13 protein-coding genes, 1 tRNA gene and 2 pseudogenes are annotated in these 16865 nt (G+C 44.0%); 10 read left to right on the top strand and 6 right to left on the bottom strand.

What is annotated here, in order from left to right; all coding sequences use genetic code 11:
* Position 1 precedes the first annotated feature (1 nt).
* Both QZ938_RS05545 and QZ938_RS05550 read right to left on the bottom strand, forming a co-directional pair.
* Positions 2-1333 (bottom strand): ATP-binding protein, encoded by a 1332-nt coding sequence (locus QZ938_RS05545; RefSeq protein ID WP_293148314.1) that lies wholly within the window; start codon positions 1331-1333, stop codon positions 2-4.
* Between the two features lie 218 nt (positions 1334-1551).
* Positions 1552-2799, bottom strand: a complete 1248-nt coding sequence (locus QZ938_RS05550; RefSeq protein ID WP_293148312.1) for an aminotransferase class V-fold PLP-dependent enzyme — start codon at positions 2797-2799, stop codon at positions 1552-1554.
* 242 nt (positions 2800-3041) lie between these two features.
* Between QZ938_RS05550 and QZ938_RS05555 the strand changes: the two genes are divergently transcribed.
* From QZ938_RS05555 to QZ938_RS05570, 4 genes are all read left to right on the top strand, one after another.
* Entirely contained in the window at positions 3042-4799 is a 1758-nt protein-coding gene (locus QZ938_RS05555) for a TM0106 family RecB-like putative nuclease (protein ID WP_293347477.1), read from the top strand.
* 66 nt (positions 4800-4865) lie between these two features.
* Positions 4866-5993, top strand: a complete 1128-nt coding sequence (locus QZ938_RS05560) for an esterase-like activity of phytase family protein (RefSeq protein WP_293347474.1) — start codon at positions 4866-4868, stop codon at positions 5991-5993.
* A 57-nt stretch (positions 5994-6050) separates the two neighbouring features.
* A tRNA-Asp gene (locus QZ938_RS05565) sits at positions 6051-6124 on the top strand.
* Positions 6125-6197: 73 nt separating this feature from the next.
* Positions 6198-6860, top strand: a complete 663-nt coding sequence (locus QZ938_RS05570) for a Uma2 family endonuclease (protein WP_293347471.1) — start codon at positions 6198-6200, stop codon at positions 6858-6860.
* Positions 6861-6918: 58 nt separating this feature from the next.
* On the opposite strand, the gene QZ938_RS05575 is transcribed toward QZ938_RS05570, so the two are convergent.
* Together QZ938_RS05575 and QZ938_RS05580 are read right to left on the bottom strand one after the other, a co-directional pair.
* A complete protein-coding gene (locus QZ938_RS05575) occupies positions 6919-7128 on the bottom strand; it encodes a hypothetical protein (protein WP_293148304.1) in 210 nt (69 codons plus the stop codon).
* A gap of 82 nt (positions 7129-7210) precedes the next feature.
* Positions 7211-7690 (bottom strand): thiol-disulfide oxidoreductase DCC family protein, encoded by a 480-nt coding sequence (locus QZ938_RS05580; RefSeq protein WP_293347468.1) that lies wholly within the window; start codon positions 7688-7690, stop codon positions 7211-7213.
* Positions 7691-8007: 317 nt separating this feature from the next.
* On the opposite strand from QZ938_RS05580, the gene QZ938_RS05585 reads away from it, so the two are divergent.
* Together QZ938_RS05585 and QZ938_RS05590 are read left to right on the top strand one after the other, a co-directional pair.
* On the top strand, positions 8008-8496 hold the full coding sequence (locus QZ938_RS05585) for a COP23 domain-containing protein (RefSeq protein WP_293347465.1): 489 nt from the start codon (positions 8008-8010) through the stop codon (positions 8494-8496).
* A gap of 110 nt (positions 8497-8606) precedes the next feature.
* Positions 8607-11351, top strand: coding sequence for a serine protease (locus tag QZ938_RS05590; RefSeq protein ID WP_293347462.1), 2745 nt, complete (start codon positions 8607-8609; stop codon positions 11349-11351).
* Positions 11352-11365: 14 nt separating this feature from the next.
* On the opposite strand, the gene QZ938_RS05595 is transcribed toward QZ938_RS05590, so the two are convergent.
* The gene (locus QZ938_RS05595; protein WP_293347459.1) at positions 11366-12901 is read right to left on the bottom strand and encodes a serine/threonine-protein kinase; all 1536 of its coding nucleotides are present in this window, start codon (positions 12899-12901) and stop codon (positions 11366-11368) included.
* A gap of 208 nt (positions 12902-13109) precedes the next feature.
* Here QZ938_RS05595 and QZ938_RS05600 point away from each other — a divergent pair, with 208 nt between their 5' ends.
* From QZ938_RS05600 to QZ938_RS05610, 3 genes and pseudogenes are all read left to right on the top strand, one after another.
* Positions 13110-13250, top strand: coding sequence for a hypothetical protein (locus tag QZ938_RS05600; RefSeq protein WP_293347456.1), 141 nt, complete (start codon positions 13110-13112; stop codon positions 13248-13250).
* A 73-nt stretch (positions 13251-13323) separates the two neighbouring features.
* Positions 13324-14757 (top strand): annotated as a pseudogene (gene gltX / locus QZ938_RS05605) (glutamate--tRNA ligase); the annotation flags it as partial.
* 486 nt (positions 14758-15243) lie between these two features.
* Entirely contained in the window at positions 15244-15678 is a 435-nt protein-coding gene (locus tag QZ938_RS05610; protein WP_293148373.1) for a CAAD domain-containing protein, read from the top strand.
* Positions 15679-16235: 557 nt separating this feature from the next.
* Here the strand turns inward: QZ938_RS05610 and QZ938_RS05615 are convergent.
* Positions 16236-16356: pseudogene (locus tag QZ938_RS05615) on the bottom strand (DUF4277 domain-containing protein); the annotation flags it as partial.
* A 97-nt stretch (positions 16357-16453) separates the two neighbouring features.
* Here QZ938_RS05615 and QZ938_RS05620 point away from each other — a divergent pair.
* On the top strand, positions 16454-16615 hold the full coding sequence (locus tag QZ938_RS05620) for a hypothetical protein (RefSeq protein ID WP_293148295.1): 162 nt from the start codon (positions 16454-16456) through the stop codon (positions 16613-16615).
* Positions 16616-16865: the final 250 nt, after the last annotated feature.

Genomic DNA, 16865 nt, shown 5'->3' on the forward strand with positions numbered 1-16865 from the left:
ATTAACTCCCCGCTCCAATTAAGCCACGTCGCTGCAATATTTCCTGAACCACTGGATGAACTCCAAACCACAAATCGTCATTGCGATATTCTAGGATGTAAAGCGTGTGCAATAACTCTAAAAAATCCTGATCCATCCCATCTTGGGGTAAATAATTTTGGTATATATCCACTAGAATTTGATAGCGGTTTTGTCCAAGAGGTTCTGTTAAAATAATCCGATAGTCTTTAATCGCATTTTCCAAAATCTCAGGCGTAATTTTCAAATTTTGGTTGTCTGGTGTGCGACGTAACTGCTTCAAACATAACCCACAACACATACTAGCCAAACGAATAAATTCTCGCAATGCACCACCACTTTTAACGATCATCATCTGAGTTGCTTCCGGTGCAATCAACTCCTTGGGGATTCGCTTATAAAGAATTTGTTCAAATAATTTTACAGCTTCTGCGACAGGAGAGGCATTGGGAACTCTATCTTCTCCACGGGGAAACAACTTTGTCGCCCACATGGATTGAATTTTATTATTCGTAGCATTCTGAATAATTCCTCGCAAGGACAAATCTCGTGTCGCTGCCATTGGAATTGTATAAATGATCCTAAATTGAGGCCCAAACAACGCATTGATATTATTTCGATAAACTTTATCGACAATTTCTAGATCTAGTTTATCAAGGCCATCAATAACGACCAGAATTTCTTGTCCGCACGCCGCTTGAATCGCAATAGCGATATCGTTGATGGTATCGATTAAGTCTGAAATCCGTCTCTCAAACTCAGTCGTAATTTCCTCACGAATCACGGAGTTAGCTTTCAAAGTCGCTTTCACTTTGGCAAAAAATTTCACAAACCAAGCATTGAGACCAGCTTCTACACTCGCTTCATTCCCAATGCTCGACTCAAATGAACTTCCCTCAGTTCGAGTATGCTTGCTAAACCATTTATAAAAAGCTTTTTTTGTTGTAGAACCGATTTTGATCTGGCGTTCTTCTGCTGCTTCCATCAGCTTTACTGCCATAGCAAACAAAATGTTGACATGATTCACATCCGACATTTCAATCATGTCAGAAATTGAAAAGAATACTACAAAGTAGTGAGCCTGCGTATTCCGGCAAAATTGACCCAGTAATGTCGATTTTCCTGACCCACGATGCCCTGTAAAAATGATTTTGTTATTATCTGGTGAGCAATCTTCAACCAAATGCTCCAATTCTTCTAAAATCTCAGTGCCATATTCCACATGAAATTTATTCAGTTGCTCTACGGTGACTAAATCAAGTAACTGAAGATTCTGGAAGGCTGTTTGGAAGGATGCTAGGCGCTGGTTAGTCATAGGGAATATATTATATAGACTGTAACTCTTAGTTTATCACAATGCCTTGTAATCTCACCCCTCTACTGCTAATTCTGCGCTAACACCGATGTTTATTTTAGCATGATTCGATGGTTCTCCGGCTGACTTCACTTACGCAGGGGCGATCGGAAACCGGGTTTTTGCGAGAATACTTCGTTACAGTCCGCAGATTCGGTAAAAAACCCGGTTTCTTTGGATTAATCTATCCTATTGTCGATCGCATTCTCAGATTGAATTGCGATCGCCCCCACCAACTTATCAATCTCCGCCTCAGTGGTAAAATAGTGAACGCAAGCCCGCACGCAATCAGGATTCAGAATTGTCCGCACCATAATTCCCTGCTTCTCCAACAAATCAACCAGTTGTTTGTGCGGCATCCCATTCATCAATCGAAACGAAACTAAACCCGCTTCCGGCACAGATGTCCGCAAACATTCTACATCGGGAAGTTCCGACAAACGCTCCCAGAGATACTTGCTCAAACGACAAATTTCTGCATACCTTTCCTCGATCGTACCCCAGGTGTGTTGAAGGGCGATCGCACTTCGCAAACCAGAATACAAAGGATAAGCCGAAGTCGCAATCTCATAACGTTGAGATCCAGGCTTCCATCCAAGCACTTTAGCACTAGAATCCGTCACAATTCCCCGCCAACCGATAAACACCGGATGCAAATCTGCCAAAGCTGAAGCGCTTACATAAAGTCCGCCCAAACCTTCCGGGCCGCACCACCATTTGTGACCAGTAAAAGCATAAAAGTCAACCCCAGACTCAATCAAATTTAAAGGCAAAACTCCCACAGATTGAGCCGCATCAACTAATACTCTAACTTTGCGATTCTGCACAGACAAATCCTCTTGTCCCCCCCCTTGGCAAGGGGGGGTTAGGGGGGGTTCATGGAATTCATGACACACTTTAACAATCTCAGCCAAAGGCAAAACTTGGCCAGTATTCCACAAAATATGACTGATTACCAACAAGCGAGTATTTGGCTGTAAACAATCAGCAATTACCTGCACCGGAGATCCCTCATTCAAAGTCGCCGCCAACGGACAAACATCAACCTCAATGTTGAAACGGCGCTGAAGTTCCATTACACTAGCTACAATGCCCGGATGTTCGCAATCTGAAAGCAGCAGTCGATCGCCCGCTTGCCAGTCAATGCCCCACAGCGCAATATTGCAGCCGACAGTGACATCTTCAGTCAGGGCGATCGTTTCAGGAGGGACAGCTAACTCGCGAGCGATCGCCCGTCGCGTCAGCATCGCCTCCTGAACCACCCAAGCCCCCACCTCCCCCGAAAACGGCCCCCCAAGCTGCACCCGCTTGTAAGCCTCATAAATCGCCTCTAAAGCAGTCTCAGGCAACGGCCCTTGTCCGCCGTAGTTAAAATAAGCTTTATTGGCCAAAGCTGGGAATTGTTGCCGGTGATTGTCCTTTGTCATACTTTTCTGGGGAATTATTGATAGCGTTAATATTGATAGAACTTACACAATAATCCTATGGATGGGCAACCACGGGGGGATTGCCCCTACAAAACACTATATATGGACTATGTGCGCGCATGACTGATTGAATAAATATTAATGTCAAAAACCTCTCTCAAAAAGCCTTGTTCTTTCTATATTTTACATCCGTTACATCCGTCGAGCGAATCCGTTGCCGAACTTCCTTCTGCGAATACTAAATGTTAATAACTGACAAACTCTTACTTTCCTATCAACGATGCCATCTCCGAGCATTTTTAGACACCTGCGGAGACTGGAAACAATTAGATCCTCCTAGCGATTTTCTGTTGAAACTGATGCGCGACAGCGGGACGTATCAGCAGCAGGCTCTAGAACACGAGACTTACCAACAACCATCATATCCTAGAGGGGATTGGCAAGCTGGGGCGGCGGCTACCTTAAGTTTAATGCAGCAAGGAGTCGATCGCATTTATCGAGGAGTGCTCATCCGGGGTGAATTCGGCAAAATCAGCGGCGCAACAGATTCTCTGGTAGGAATTGACAGTCAATACTTCCCGGAATTTGGCGAAGAAATTCACGAAACTCCGGTGCATCTTTCATCCTCAACCCTTCACTCTTCAAATATTACCCTCATCAGCCGCCCGCATTTATTAATCAAGCAGCCGGGACAATCTAAATTTGGCGATTGGAGTTATGCTACTGCGGATATTTGGCTTAGCAAGCGACCAAAACTAGACTATCAAATTATCGCAGCTTTTCACGCCCAAGTGTTAGCTTCCGTGCAAGAAAGAATGCCAGATAATGCGTGGCTGCTGCTGCGAAAAAAAGGGCTGTGGGAAGTTAATCTCGATCGGCGAACTCCTGAGATGTTCGAGCTTTTAGACGACTGCATCCAGATGATTGAAAATCGAGATAAGCCGGAGGTTTTCATTTCTCGTCAAAAGTGCAATCTTTGCGGTTGGTATACTGTCTGTCACGCGGAAGCCGAATCTATTAAACATCTTTCGTTATTGCCCGGAGTTACTGCCGGCCGCTATGCTAGATTAAAGACTCTCGAAATTACTGATGTTACATCTCTGGCAAATGCTAGTTGTGAATTGCTGGCAGATTATCCAGAATTTCCTGACAGAGTTGCTTTTGATGTGGTGCGACAAGCTCAATCTCACTTGTTAAATCAACCGCTGTTGCGAGAAGAAGGAAGTTCGGCAACGGATTTTGTAGCGGATGTAACGGATGTAGGTTCGGCAGTAGCAGCGGTTAGTCAGTTTATAAGAATACCAGAAAAGGCAAATAATAATTTAGTAATTCCTAAAATAGAGCTGGTAAAAAATACAGAAAATAAGCCTGCTTCACCTGCCAAGCCTGCGCCAATTCTCCGCAGCAAGCCAATTCCTTATTCTCAATCGGTGTTTTTGCCGATCGCCCCAATCGAACTCTACTTTGACATAGAAGCCGAACCGGAGTTAAATTTAGATTATCTCCACGGAGTATTAGTTGTCGATAGGTACAATAAAACAGAAAAATTCCACGGTTTCCTGGCAGAATCACCTGCTGAGGAAGGTGCAATCTGGGAGCAATTTTTAGAACTAATGTGGGCTTATCCCATTGCTCCGATTTTCCACTTTTGCGACTACGAAGTCAAGACTTTTAAGCGACTGGCTAAACTTTACAACACTCCAGCTTACTTGTGGAAGCCAGTGCTGAAACGGTTTGTCGATATTCACAAGCAAGTGACGCAACAAGCAATTATGCCGGTGGAAAGTTACGCACTCAAACCGATTGCGCGCTGGTTGGGTTTTGACTGGCGCGATGCTAAGGCTAACGGTGCTCAGTGTGTCTGTTGGTACGATGATTGGCTCAAAACGGGCGATCGCGATCTCTTGGAGGCGATCGTCCGCTACAATGAGGACGACTGTCGCGCTACTTACATCGTTAAAGATTGGTTGACTAATTTTTTGTTGAGTCAGAAGCAGTGATTTTCTGATTGAACGAACCGCGAAGACGCAAAGGCCGCGAAGTAAGAAAGAGAAGAAGATAGTAAAATGCACAATTTAGGGAAGCTACTTATATTTATTGCCTGTTTTTTGATAGCAGCAACTGTTGCTGTTTTGGTAAACTTGTCAGCCCAATCTTTCGCTGTCACCAAAATAGATTTTATCGGTAGGGCAATATTTCCAACAGGTTCTCCCTTTCAGGGGACGGAAATTGGCGGACTTTCGGGAATTACCTATGATGCCGAGAAACAAGTTTATTATGCCATTTCTGATGACCGCAGCAGCAAGGCTCCGGCGCGCTTCTATTCTCTAAAAATTAACTTGGCATCTGGTAAACTGGAAAAAGAAAAGATTGAATTTACTGGTGTTACAACTTTATTAGATGAAAACGGTAAAAGTTTTCCCGAATTAAGTTTAGATCCAGAAGGGATAACTTTTACTGGCAACAGCGTGTTTGTTTCTTCTGAGGGAGATGCCGATCGCCAAATCAATCCCTTCATCAAAGAATTCTCCCTGGATGGTAAACTGCTCAAAACGCTACCAATTCCCGATCTATTTTTGCCCGACGCCAAAAACACCAAAGGCATCCGCAACAATCTCGCCTTTGAAAGCTTGACTCTAACGCCCGATCGCAAATACCTATTCACCGCCACCGAAAACGCTACAGTTCAAGATGGTGCCGTAACTTCCCTGGAAAAAGGCAGCCCGTGCCGGATTTTGCGGTACGATGCTGCGAGTGGCAATCCAGACGCCTCCTTTGCCTACATCACCGAACCGCTACCCCCTGGTGCGAATCCTGTGGGAAAATTAACTAGCAGCGGTTTAGTGGATTTATTGGCGATCGACGACAAGCGCTTGCTGAGTTTAGAGCGCGCTTTCTCCCTGGAAACCGGCACGACGATCAGAATTTTTGAGATTTCTTTGGAAAAAGCCGATCGCATTGAAGCAATCGAAAGCCTCAAAACACGTATCAGCGAGGTTTCCCCCGCCCAAAAACGGCTGCTGCTAGATTTGGAAACTCTGAAAATCCCCCTAGACAACATTGAGGGCTTGACATTTGGCCCCGATTTAGCCGATGGTACCAGAGGTCTGATTTTGGTAAGCGACAACAACTTCAGTCCCCTGCAAGAGACTCAAATTTTGGGCTTCCAAATAAAAGTTCAAAAAACCTCTTGACAAACGGTGCAGTTATCTGCATAATAGAAATTGTGCCTGAAACAAAGGCAAAAACGAGGGACAGTAGTTCAATTGGTTAGAGCACCGCCCTGTCACGGCGGAAGTTGCGGGTTCGAGCCCCGTCTGTCCCGTTCCCTCGAAAGTAGACGTTCTAAAATAAAAATTTTAGGGTCTTAGTATTTTATGAATAAGGAGGCGGGAATTTTGACAGTTACCCTCATTAACCCCTCCCCAGAAAAAACTACGCAACGGGTGGTATTATCTAACATCAGTTGGCAGACTTACCAGAGCTTGTTAGCAGAAGCCGGAGACAAGAGAGCCTCGCGGTTTTCTTATTCTCAAGGAGTGTTAGAAATTATCATGCCCTCAGATTTGCATGAAACAGTTAACTGTTTGCTGAAACGGATTGTTACAGCTTTGACTGAGGAGTTGGACTTGAAGATTAAGGGATTTGGTTCGACGACTCTCAACCGTGAAGATTTAGAACAAGGTGCAGAACCAGATTCATGTTTTTATATCCAAAATGTCGATCGCATTCTAGGGAAAAGACTCGACATCTCAACAGATCCTCCCCCAGACTTGGTAATAGAAGTTGATATTACCAGTCCTTCTTCTAATCGATTTGTAGTTTACAAGCAGCTAGGAATTCCTGAAGTTTGGCGGTATCGGGCACAAACTGTACAAATTTATCAATTGCAAAATCGGGAATATATTACCTGCGATCGCAGTCCGACATTTCCCATCCTTTCTGTAGCAATGCTCAATCAATTTTTGCAGATGGCAGAAACTCAAGATGATAATGCCATAATTCGGTCTTTGCGTCAATGGGCGAGCGAGCAGTTACGATCGCCCGAAAATCAGCAATAATGTTTAACTTAATTTAACTAACTCTTTTCTCCGGCGGACGATCGACTCCCAGCAGCGCTCAAAGGTGCTGAATAATAAACGGCCGGAATATCTGATAGCTTAAAACCAGGGCGATCGGCACTAGGATCGGAATCGCAACTAACAGTCCCCATTTACCAAACCGCAGTTTTTGGCCGTCGGACTTGAAGAGGGTAATCACAGCCACAATTCCCATCAGTACCCAGAGCAATCCGAAGCCCATGAAGACTGTATATCCTGCATCTTCCATATTTTTATGCTGCTTTATTAATTTATCTTGAGATTAGTTCGATCTTTTTTGGATTGACCAGATTCGATGCAACTGTCAACTGTCAACTGTCAACCCGACAGCGGCCTTCTGTTTCGCACTCGATCCGTGCAGTTCGATCGCTCATAACAGTAGCTAAATTAGGTCTTCCTGTCAAAGGTAGCCGCCATTCGGCCCAAATTCCGTACAGCCAATTCGCGATCGTCCCAACAACTGGCAATTTAGTCACCGCATAAATCCAGCCCATTCCCAAAATCTCATAAATCCGGCGAAAAACCTCAACATTTTTAATTGCCGTACCGTCGGGTAACACCGCGTGAATCCGTCCCATCGCCGTTTCGTAGTCGATGCCGCCGTGGGCTTGGGGGTTGTAGCGATCGTCCGCAATATCCACAAACGACACCAAACCTCGGCCTGCATCGCGTTTTTTCAAGAAATTGACCTCCCGCACGCACAGCGGACATTCACCGTCGTACAAAAGCTCAATCTGCCAAGATGGCTTAATTTCAACAGATTCGGGAAATTCAGTTTTAGTCGCAGACATAGGAAAATTTATTTTAATGGCGAGATGGCGAGGAACAAGAGACTCGCATCAGTATTGTACAAGAGTGAACTCGAATTGTGCTATCTGCTGTTAGTGGTCATCTTTTATAAGAATTACGCAAAAAAAACCGTTTTCTTCCAAAAATCGTCGTTTTTTCTAAAGATGTTGACGCAGAAACCGGGTTTTTGGCCCCCGTGCGTAAGTCCTGTTTTATTAAATTTTTGTTGACAACCACAACCGGCCTGATGGCTCTGCTATGATCGGGATCGGGTTGGGAAAAAATGATTTGTTCCTCTCCATGCCGAGAGAAGTTAAATATGAAAATACGATTTTTGCCCGGATGTTTGCTCGGTTTTTTGTTGGTAGGGACGATCGGCGGCTGTGATAAAGCGCCATTCCCCGTCGCCAAAGCCAGGTTCTTCTGTGACAAGGACAAAACCGGTATTCCCACTACCTTTGCTGAGACTCCTAAAGACACACAGCCTGTAATTCGCTGGAAATCTGAAATTTTTACAGGCTCAGGCTATGATCCACAAACACGCTGTGAAGAAGTATCACTCAAATTCCAACACGCAGAAAATAACGGAGGTTTTCGATATCTGATATCAGAAAAACAAAACAAGCTGCCAGTGATTTGTATTTCTGACAAAGAAAACGGAGCTTGTAATCTGATGCTGTTTACCGTAACACCGCCAGATACGGTAGATAGCGTGCTTGGTAAATTAAGGTCTAGTGACAACGCCAGTAAACCACTTGAGCAAAGCGGCGGTAAACCTTATCTTGCTATCACAGAACTTCGCAAGTAAACACCTTCTAAACCAGCTTTGTCAAAATTCAAAAACAATAGTAAATTAGAGGGTTAGGTGTTTCATCGGCCCTCATTTCCGATCCTCAGTAAAGACAACAAAATCTAAGAATGAAAAACCGGCCTCTTTTTATCCTGGCTTGTCTGAGCAGTTTGTTACTCATTTCACCCATTCTTTCGGGTTGCGATCGAGTTAATACTTTTGTACAGCAATTCCAACCTGCGGGGCTTCGTGAATTAAAAGAAGCAGATTTGAAAGAATTCGCGGAATCGATCACTGTCCGCGTAACTACAACTAAATCTAAGGGTGGAGGCTCAGGAACCTTGATTCGCAAAGATGGATCTCGTTATACCTTGTTGACAAATGCTCACGTTCTTGGTAATAACGAAGCACCCTATCGGATCGAAACCCCAGACAAAAAAACTTACTCCGCCTCAGTTGTTGAAAGTGTTAAATTTAGTGACAATGATTTAGTGTTATTAGAGTTTGTCTCTGATTCCAACTATGCGACGGCAAATTTTCCTGATTTGACTAATATTAATACCAGCAAGTATGTTAATATTGGTGAAAAAGTTTATGCTACTGGCTTTCCTTTTGATGAAGAAAACCTGAATTTTACCACAGGAACCGTCGGGCTTTTTCCACAAAAAACATTTAAAACTGGCTACCGCATCGGCTACACCAATGCGATCAAAAAAGGCATGAGTGGCGGCCCAATTTTGAACCGTTTTGGAGAGTTAATTGGCTTAAATGGCAGACATTCTTATCCTCTTTTTGGCGATCCCTTTGTGTTTCAAGATGGAACTCGCCCCAGTGAAACAGAACGCGAAAAAATGCTTCCTTTGAGTTGGGGAGTGCCCGTGGAAATCTTAGCACAAACAGCCTCGCAATTCCTCAATCCACCTTCACAAACTCTCACAGGTTTACCCAGTGACATTGCTACAAAAGCCAAACAGAGCGCAGTCAGAATTGAACGAAAAGTTGGGGGTGGATCTGGTGTGATTATTGCCAGCCATAAAGAAAACGGAAATAAATACACCTACTACGTCCTTACGGCTGCTCATGTTGTCGAAAAAACTGAACAGGATTACACTATTATTACTCCAGATAATAAACGATATACCATTAAACCCGGAACCGAGAAAAAATCGGCAAGTTCAGATATTGCCCTCTTGTCATTCACTAGCGACGTTAACTATTCCGTCGCCACTCTGGGAAACTATGAATTAAAAGATAATAGTTACATTTTCGTCTTTGGGTGGCCGATATCTAACAACTACACAAAACCCATTTCTCTCCTGACTACTGGCTGGTTTTTATCTCCCACAAAAGCTCAGATATACGATGCAAAAGATGTTTTTTCTTTGCAAGATGGCTATGAACTTGCTTACAGCAATATGACTCAAGGAGGGATGAGTGGCGGGCCTGTTTTTGATACTCAAGGACGAGTGATAGGCATTCATGGACAAATCGAAGCAGAAGATGGTGTTAATATAGGTTATAGTTTGGGGATACCAAGTAAAAAGATTTTAGGTTTGATAGATAACTTTGGGATTCAAAAAGAATGGTTGAGAGTAGAAACCTCTGCACCTCCTCTTCCTGAAAAAGAAGAAGTTGATAATATTCTCCAGATGTCATTAACGATAGCAAAACCCTCAAAGAAGGCTAAGGAGGAAGATTGGATCAGCTATGGCAATCAATTATGGCGCGTCGGTAAATATTCAGAGGCGATTGATGCTTTCGACAAAGCTCTTGCTATTAATCCTAAGTCGTCTCTTGCTTGGTACGCAAGAGGTTTAGGAGTTTATGATCAAGGTAATTATGTAGACGCGGTTAGATGCTTTAGTAAGGCAGTTGAAATCAAGCCGGATTTTTATGCAGCTTGGCGCAAAAAAGGAGATGCACTTGGTGCATCTAAACAGTATGGATTTGCCTTAGATGCTATTGAAAGAGCCATTGAAGAAGCAGAAAAACAAAACCAAAAAGATTTTGCTTTGTATTGGCGGAAAGGTGTGACACTGCGCGAATTAAAACGCGATCCAGAAGCCATCATCGCTTATACTAAATCTATAGAAATTCAGCCCCATCCCTATCCCTACGTCAACAGGGGGAGTCTCTATGGTGGCAAAGGAGACTATGACAACGCTCTTAAGGATTACAATGAAGCCATTAAATTAGATCCTAAAAATGCCATTGCCTACAGCAACAGGGGGGATGTCTATTATAACAAAGGAGACTATGACAACGCTCTTAAGGTTTACACTGAAGCCATTAAATTAGATCCTAAATATGCCATTGCCTACAGCAACAGGGGGAATCTATATCGTGAAAAAGGAGACTATGACAACGCTCTTAAGGATTTCAATGAAGCCATTAAATTAGATCCTAAATATGCCATTGCCTACAGCAACAGGGGGAATATCTATAGTGACAAAGGAGACTATGACAACGCTCTTAAGGATTTCAATGAAGCCATTAAATTAGATCCTAAACTTGCCGATGCCTACTACAACAGGGGGAATGTCTATTATGGCAAAGGAGACAAAGACAACGCTCTTAAGGATTACACTGAAGCCATTAAATTAGATCCTAAAAATGCCTTTGCCTACGGTAACAGGGGGGCTGTCTATGGTGACAAAGGAGACAAAGACAACGCTCTTAAGGATTACAATGAAGCTATTAAATTAGATCCTAAATCTACCGTTGCCTACTTCAACAGGGGGGCTATGTATGAGAAAATGGGCAATCAAGAAAAAGCCATTGCCGATTTCCAAACAGCATTACTATATTGTGGCACAAACACCTTAAGCTGCGAAAGCTCACAAAATAATCTCAACAGACTTCAGAAAAAGTAATTGAGTTTGGGAAATTAACGAATTTCAAAAGATTGTCTCATCGGTTCAATTACTTTTTGTTCATCGTCTAAAAAATTGCCATCTTCACCCTTATAGGTGACGATATAGGCTTGATTATTCTTCACAGTCCAAATCAATTTGTGCTTGAGTACAACGGGGTTTTTCCCCGCCGATTCTGGTGTAGTAAAAACTAGCATTTGTGCCGGATTGTTTCCCAAAGTTGTTTTCTCTGGATTCTTTAAGAGATCGTGATTGACTTGGTTTTGAATTTTCGGCTGCAAGATTTGTGTATAATATTCCTGAGACGACATGGGGTTGGATAACTTTTCAGAAGAAACAGTCACAAGTTCTCGAAACCCATCATCTTTCGGTGACGTGAAGACTATCTCATCGGGGGTTATTCCACGATCAAAAATCGACGGTTGCCATTCAGCAGGATATTTGACTTTGATCTCTTTATTTTCATAATATGAATAACCAAACATAAATTTAACAACCCACTCACGAATTTCTTCATTAAACGGTGCAATGATTACCGCAATGAGTGCGATTGCAATCGCAGTTGTCTCTTTATGAGAGCGAAACCAAGATAAAATAGACATAAAAGAAACAGGGGGTTGAGAAACTTGAGTTGATGCTAAAGTAGGTGCTGTAGTAGGTGCTAAAGTAGGTGCTGTAGTAGGTGCTGTGGCAACCAAAGTCGGTTGGTTTGCACTCGACAAAAAAGCATCTAAATCCTGCAAAACTTCCACCGCAGAAGCATAACGCTGTCGGCAATCCTTACGCACCATCTTATCAATAACATCTGCCAATTCGCCACTCACGGATACGGCATCCCGCCACTGAAACTCCCCCGTCACCGCATCTTCAGGAAACCCCCCAACATTCGGTTCGGGATTTAAACCCGTCAACGCCTGAATCGCAATTACCCCCACCGCATAAACATCACTACTAAAACGTGGTTTCCCATTAGCCTGTTCATCTGGAATATAACCGTGAGTGCCGATCGCAATTGTAGGCGTAAGTTGACCCTGCATATTCACCGACAAACAGCCAATTTCTTTAACAGCCCCAAAATCAATTAAAACAATTTTTCCATCCGACTGACGCCGAATCAAATTAGCCGGCTTGATATCCCGGTGAATTACACCCTGACCGTGAACAAACGCCAAAACTTCTAAAATATCCTGCAACAGCGAAATTACCTGATCTTCGCCCTTCTGCATCCCGCGAGTCAACTCATTACTTAACACATCCCCCTCAATAAACTCCTCAACCATGTAAAATTCTTGATTTTCCTCAAAATGCGCTAATAAACGCGGAATGCGATCGTGACTTCCCAAGCGGTGTAAAATTTCTGCCTCTTGATTAAATAACCGCGCACCTTGTTGTAAAACAAACGGTTCATTAGACTGAGGCTGAAAGCGTTTTACCACACATATCTGGTGACTCGGCAAATCCCAATCTTCCGCTAAAAACGTCTGCCCAAACCCCCCAGCACTCAGAGGTTTAACAATGTGATAACGGTCTCGTAGAACAGTTGCATTCATCTCTTTTTTATGCTAAGAAAACCGATGATGTCGAAAAGACTGGCAAGGCTAAATCGAAAATATTACAGGAATTTTTAAGTGAATAGACCGATCGCGATCGAACTATCTCATAGCATCCTCTTCAGTATAGACGAATACTGGGCGCGCATTGCCAGTCGGCGGGCAGTTACTCCTGCCTTGAAAAATAGTCCAAAAGGTTAATTAAGGATTGACAGCCCCTAATGCTAGTATCATTATTCCATCTGCTGCCTTGCCGGAAAGTGTAGCCAGAACGCTCGATGCCTTATTATTAAACTATTTGAGGCAAATCAGCGGCGATCGCAAATTTCACATCGGTAACAAAATATAATAAAATTTGTAGTCACAGCCACAGCAAATCCCCCAACCAGCAAATTGCCCCCAATCTAAAAGCAAAAAGATAAATGAACGTCAGAGTCCGTCTAGCCCCCAGTCCCACCGGAAACCTCCACATCGGTACCGCCAGAACCGCCGTATTTAACTGGCTGTTTGCCCGCAACCAAGGCGGAACATTCATCCTGCGGGTAGAAGACACAGACGTAGAACGTTCTAAAAGCGAATACACCGATAACATCCTCGAAGGACTCACCTGGCTGGGTATGAACTGGGACGAAGGCCCGAGTTTTCAGTCCCAGCGTCTGGAAATTTACCGCCAAACAGTCCAATCCCTTCTCGACAAAGGACTCGCTTACCGCTGCTACACCACGTCGGAAGAACTTGACGAGATGCGGGAAGCGCAAAAAGCCAACAAACAGGCCCCCCGCTACGACAACCGCCACCGCCACCTGACGGAGGAACAGCGCGCAGCTTTTGAAGCCGAAGGGCGGCAAGCTGTGATTCGGTTTATTATTGAGGACGATCGCACTATTTCCTGGAATGACATGGTGCGCGACACCGTAACCTGGAAAGGTAGCGACCTCGGCGGCGACATGGTAATCGCCCGGGCATCCAGCGGCGGCGTCATCGGCCAGCCCCTTTACAACCTCGCCGTAGTTGTCGATGACATCGACATGGGCATCACCCACGTCATCCGCGGCGAAGATCACATCGGCAATACTCCGAAACAAATATTGCTTTACGAAGCTTTGGGCGCGACAATCCCAGAATTTGCCCACACGCCGCTGATTTTAAACGCCCAAGGGCAAAAGCTTTCTAAACGCGACGGCGTTACCTCGATTTCTGACTTCAAAGATATGGGTTACGTCCCCGAAGCTTTAGTCAATTACATGACTTTGCTGGGTTGGACTGCGCCGGATTCAACGCAAGAAATATTTACATTGTCCGAAGCTGCGGCAGTATTTAGTTGCGATCGAGTCAACAAAGCCGGTGCAAAATTTGATTGGGATAAACTGAACTGGCTTAACGGTCAATACCTGCACAAGATGCCTGTGCCGCAATTGACAGATTTGCTGATACCTTATTGGCAGAAAGCCGGTTATGAGTTTGATTCTAAGGCCGATCGCCCTTGGCTCGAACAAATAGCTGCTTTAATCGGCCCGAGTCTCGTTCGCTTAACCGATGCTGTCGGTATGTGCAAGTTGTTCTTCTTGCCAACTTTGGAATACGAAGAAGAAGCACTCGCACAGTTGCAGCAATCAGGCGCTGCACAGGCTTTACAAGCAGTTCAAGAAGCTCTGGAAAGTCATCCCACCCTAATAGCAGCAGAAGCTCAGAAAATCACTAAAAAGCTCAGTAAAGAGAAAAATCTTAACAAAGGGCTGATTATGCGATCGCTCAGAGCCGCTCTGACAGGTGCAATGCACGGCCCCGACCTGATAGAATCTTGGGTAATCCTTCACCAGCGGGGGACGGCTAAAACCCGCTTGCTTGATGCCATTAGCAACTTGAATTTGCCGGCAGTTGGTGTTGCGGCCGAAACTCCTAGCCTAGAACAACCCAAAGCCGAAACTCCCGCCGAAATTTCCGAGCGGGAACAGCCAGCAGTCGAGGTTTCAACAGTCGAAACACAGGCGGTTGAGCTATCAGCAGCAGAGGTTTCAGCAGTCGAAACACCGACTCTTGAAACAGTCGAAACGCCTTTGGTAGAACCAGCAGCAGAGGTTTCAGCAGTCGAAACACCGACTCTTGAACCAGCAGCGGAAGTTACAGCAGTCGAAACGCCGACTCTTGAACCAGCAGCGGAAGTTACAGCAGTCGAAACGCCGACTCTTGAACCAGCAGCGGAAGTTACAGCAGTCGAAACACCGGCTGTTTCAACAGTCGGAACGGAGGTTTCAGCAGTCGATATTTCGGCAGTTGAAACAGCCGCAGCAGCAGTTGAAATACCTGCCGCCAATCAGCAAAAAACTATTGCGAGTGGAGAAATGACTTCATCAAACGAACCAGAAACAACAGTTATCATCACCGAAATTCCTGCTGAAAATGAAGCAGACAGTTCGAGCGGTAGCACAAAAGTTATCATTACCGAAGAACCACCAGATCAGACACAGCAGATCAAAGAACAAATTATTTCAATTTTGTCGGAGTTTCCTGCTTACATCGGCAGCTTTTACGAGCAGTACAAAAGTCCTTTGACAGTTGTAGGTGTCATTTTAGCCTCGATTGTTTCTTTGAAAGTGCTTTTGGGCATCGTAGACGAACTAAACGATATCCCCCTGCTAGCACCCACATTCGAGCTAATTGGTATCGGATATACAGCCTGGTTTATCTACCGCTATTTGCTGCGCTCTTCCAACCGCCAACAATTAGGTCAAGAAATTCAAGCTTTGAAAGAACAAGTTTTTGGCAAAAAGTCCTAAATTTTTGTTGGTAATTTGTTGATTTTGTACCTGATACTGACAAGTTTAAATATGTTGTCAGTGTCGGGTTTTTTAATGAAGGAAGAAGGATGAAGGATGAAGGAAGAAGGAAGAAGGATGAAGGAAGAAGGAAGAAGGATGAAGGAAGAAGGATGAAGGATGAAGGAAGAAGGATGAAGGAAGAAGGATGAAGGATGAAGTAGGTGCATCGCTTGACAAAAATCCCTCAATACAAACCGAGAATCTGACAGCGACGCACCAGCCATAGCGAGCAGACTGTAAACAAAACAACTGTTTGTCTTGTTTGCTTAACTATCGTTTCATACCAAATCCTGGTTATTCATCCCCGTTATGAATTGTCTGGTGCGTCGCTGTTTAGATGTTCGGGTAATATTACCTTTCCGATTAGATGTGATGTTGCTTTTCCTACGAAAAATTACTCGAATATGTATATAGCGGTTCTCACAAAGATTCGCGGACGTTGTTGGGCTTGGGCCCTCTTGGTTTAAGCGGTTATATAAGCTGTCAGTTATACCTCATCTTTTTGAGAAAGGCTATAATGGCGCGCTTAAAAATCCTAATTTATTCAAAATCATTGCTTTCATGACTTGTGCTGGGTTCAGGATTTCTTGGGTTCTTGTTCCTACTATGAAAGTTGAATTCTTCTACTAATTCCATCTCGTCTATAGCAATCCTAAATCATTTGTAAATTTCTTACTCCCTCCCCGAACTCGCGGGGAGGGTTGGGGTGGGCAAAAAACTTTACGACTCATTTATGACTGCTATATTAGAAGATTTAATTCGAGCAGAAGAAGCACATCTACAGCAGCTAGAACAGGAAAATGTGCAACTAGAACAGCAAGTTAATTCAGAAAGGCAGCGATCCGAAAGATTGGCGCAGCGGCTTCGAGAATTGGGAGAAAATATGGATACATAAATTTAAATGACCATGCAAAGCCTGATGTAAGGTCTGGATTAATTTGTGAGATCGTTTCTGAATATAACAATCACAATCATATTGGTTCGTAGTGAGGACTTTAGTCCTTTAATTATGAGGACTTTAGTCCTCACTACGAACTGTTTTTATTGCGAGTGATTGACTCGACACGATCTGATATAGAGTCTGACTTTTTAAAGAAGTCGGGTATCTGGGTATTCTATGAATGCGCTGTTATCATACAATGATT

The organism is Microcoleus sp. CAWBG27, assembly GCF_020883145.1.
In the GTDB taxonomy this organism is placed as follows: Bacteria; Cyanobacteriota; Cyanobacteriia; order Cyanobacteriales; family Microcoleaceae; genus Microcoleus.

What these genes read in the sequence shown, in the direction of transcription:
- QZ938_RS05580 (WP_293347468.1), bottom strand. Translation starts at nt 7,690, where the DNA reads ATGTCTGCGACTAAAACTGAATTTCCCGAATCTGTTGAAATTAAGCCA.
- QZ938_RS05545 (WP_293148314.1), bottom strand. Translation starts at nt 1,333, where the DNA reads ATGACTAACCAGCGCCTAGCATCCTTCCAAACAGCCTTCCAGAATCTT.
- QZ938_RS05575 (WP_293148304.1), bottom strand. Translation starts at nt 7,128, where the DNA reads ATGGAAGATGCAGGATATACAGTCTTCATGGGCTTCGGATTGCTCTGG.
- QZ938_RS05585 (WP_293347465.1), top strand. Translation starts at nt 8,008, where the DNA reads ATGAAAATACGATTTTTGCCCGGATGTTTGCTCGGTTTTTTGTTGGTA.
- QZ938_RS05550 (WP_293148312.1), bottom strand. Translation starts at nt 2,799, where the DNA reads ATGACAAAGGACAATCACCGGCAACAATTCCCAGCTTTGGCCAATAAA.
- QZ938_RS05590 (WP_293347462.1), top strand. Translation starts at nt 8,607, where the DNA reads ATGAAAAACCGGCCTCTTTTTATCCTGGCTTGTCTGAGCAGTTTGTTA.
- QZ938_RS05560 (WP_293347474.1), top strand. Translation starts at nt 4,866, where the DNA reads ATGCACAATTTAGGGAAGCTACTTATATTTATTGCCTGTTTTTTGATA.
- QZ938_RS05610 (WP_293148373.1), top strand. Translation starts at nt 15,244, where the DNA reads ATGACTTCATCAAACGAACCAGAAACAACAGTTATCATCACCGAAATT.
- QZ938_RS05620 (WP_293148295.1), top strand. Translation starts at nt 16,454, where the DNA reads ATGACTGCTATATTAGAAGATTTAATTCGAGCAGAAGAAGCACATCTA.
- QZ938_RS05595 (WP_293347459.1), bottom strand. Translation starts at nt 12,901, where the DNA reads ATGAATGCAACTGTTCTACGAGACCGTTATCACATTGTTAAACCTCTG.
- QZ938_RS05555 (WP_293347477.1), top strand. Translation starts at nt 3,042, where the DNA reads ATGTTAATAACTGACAAACTCTTACTTTCCTATCAACGATGCCATCTC.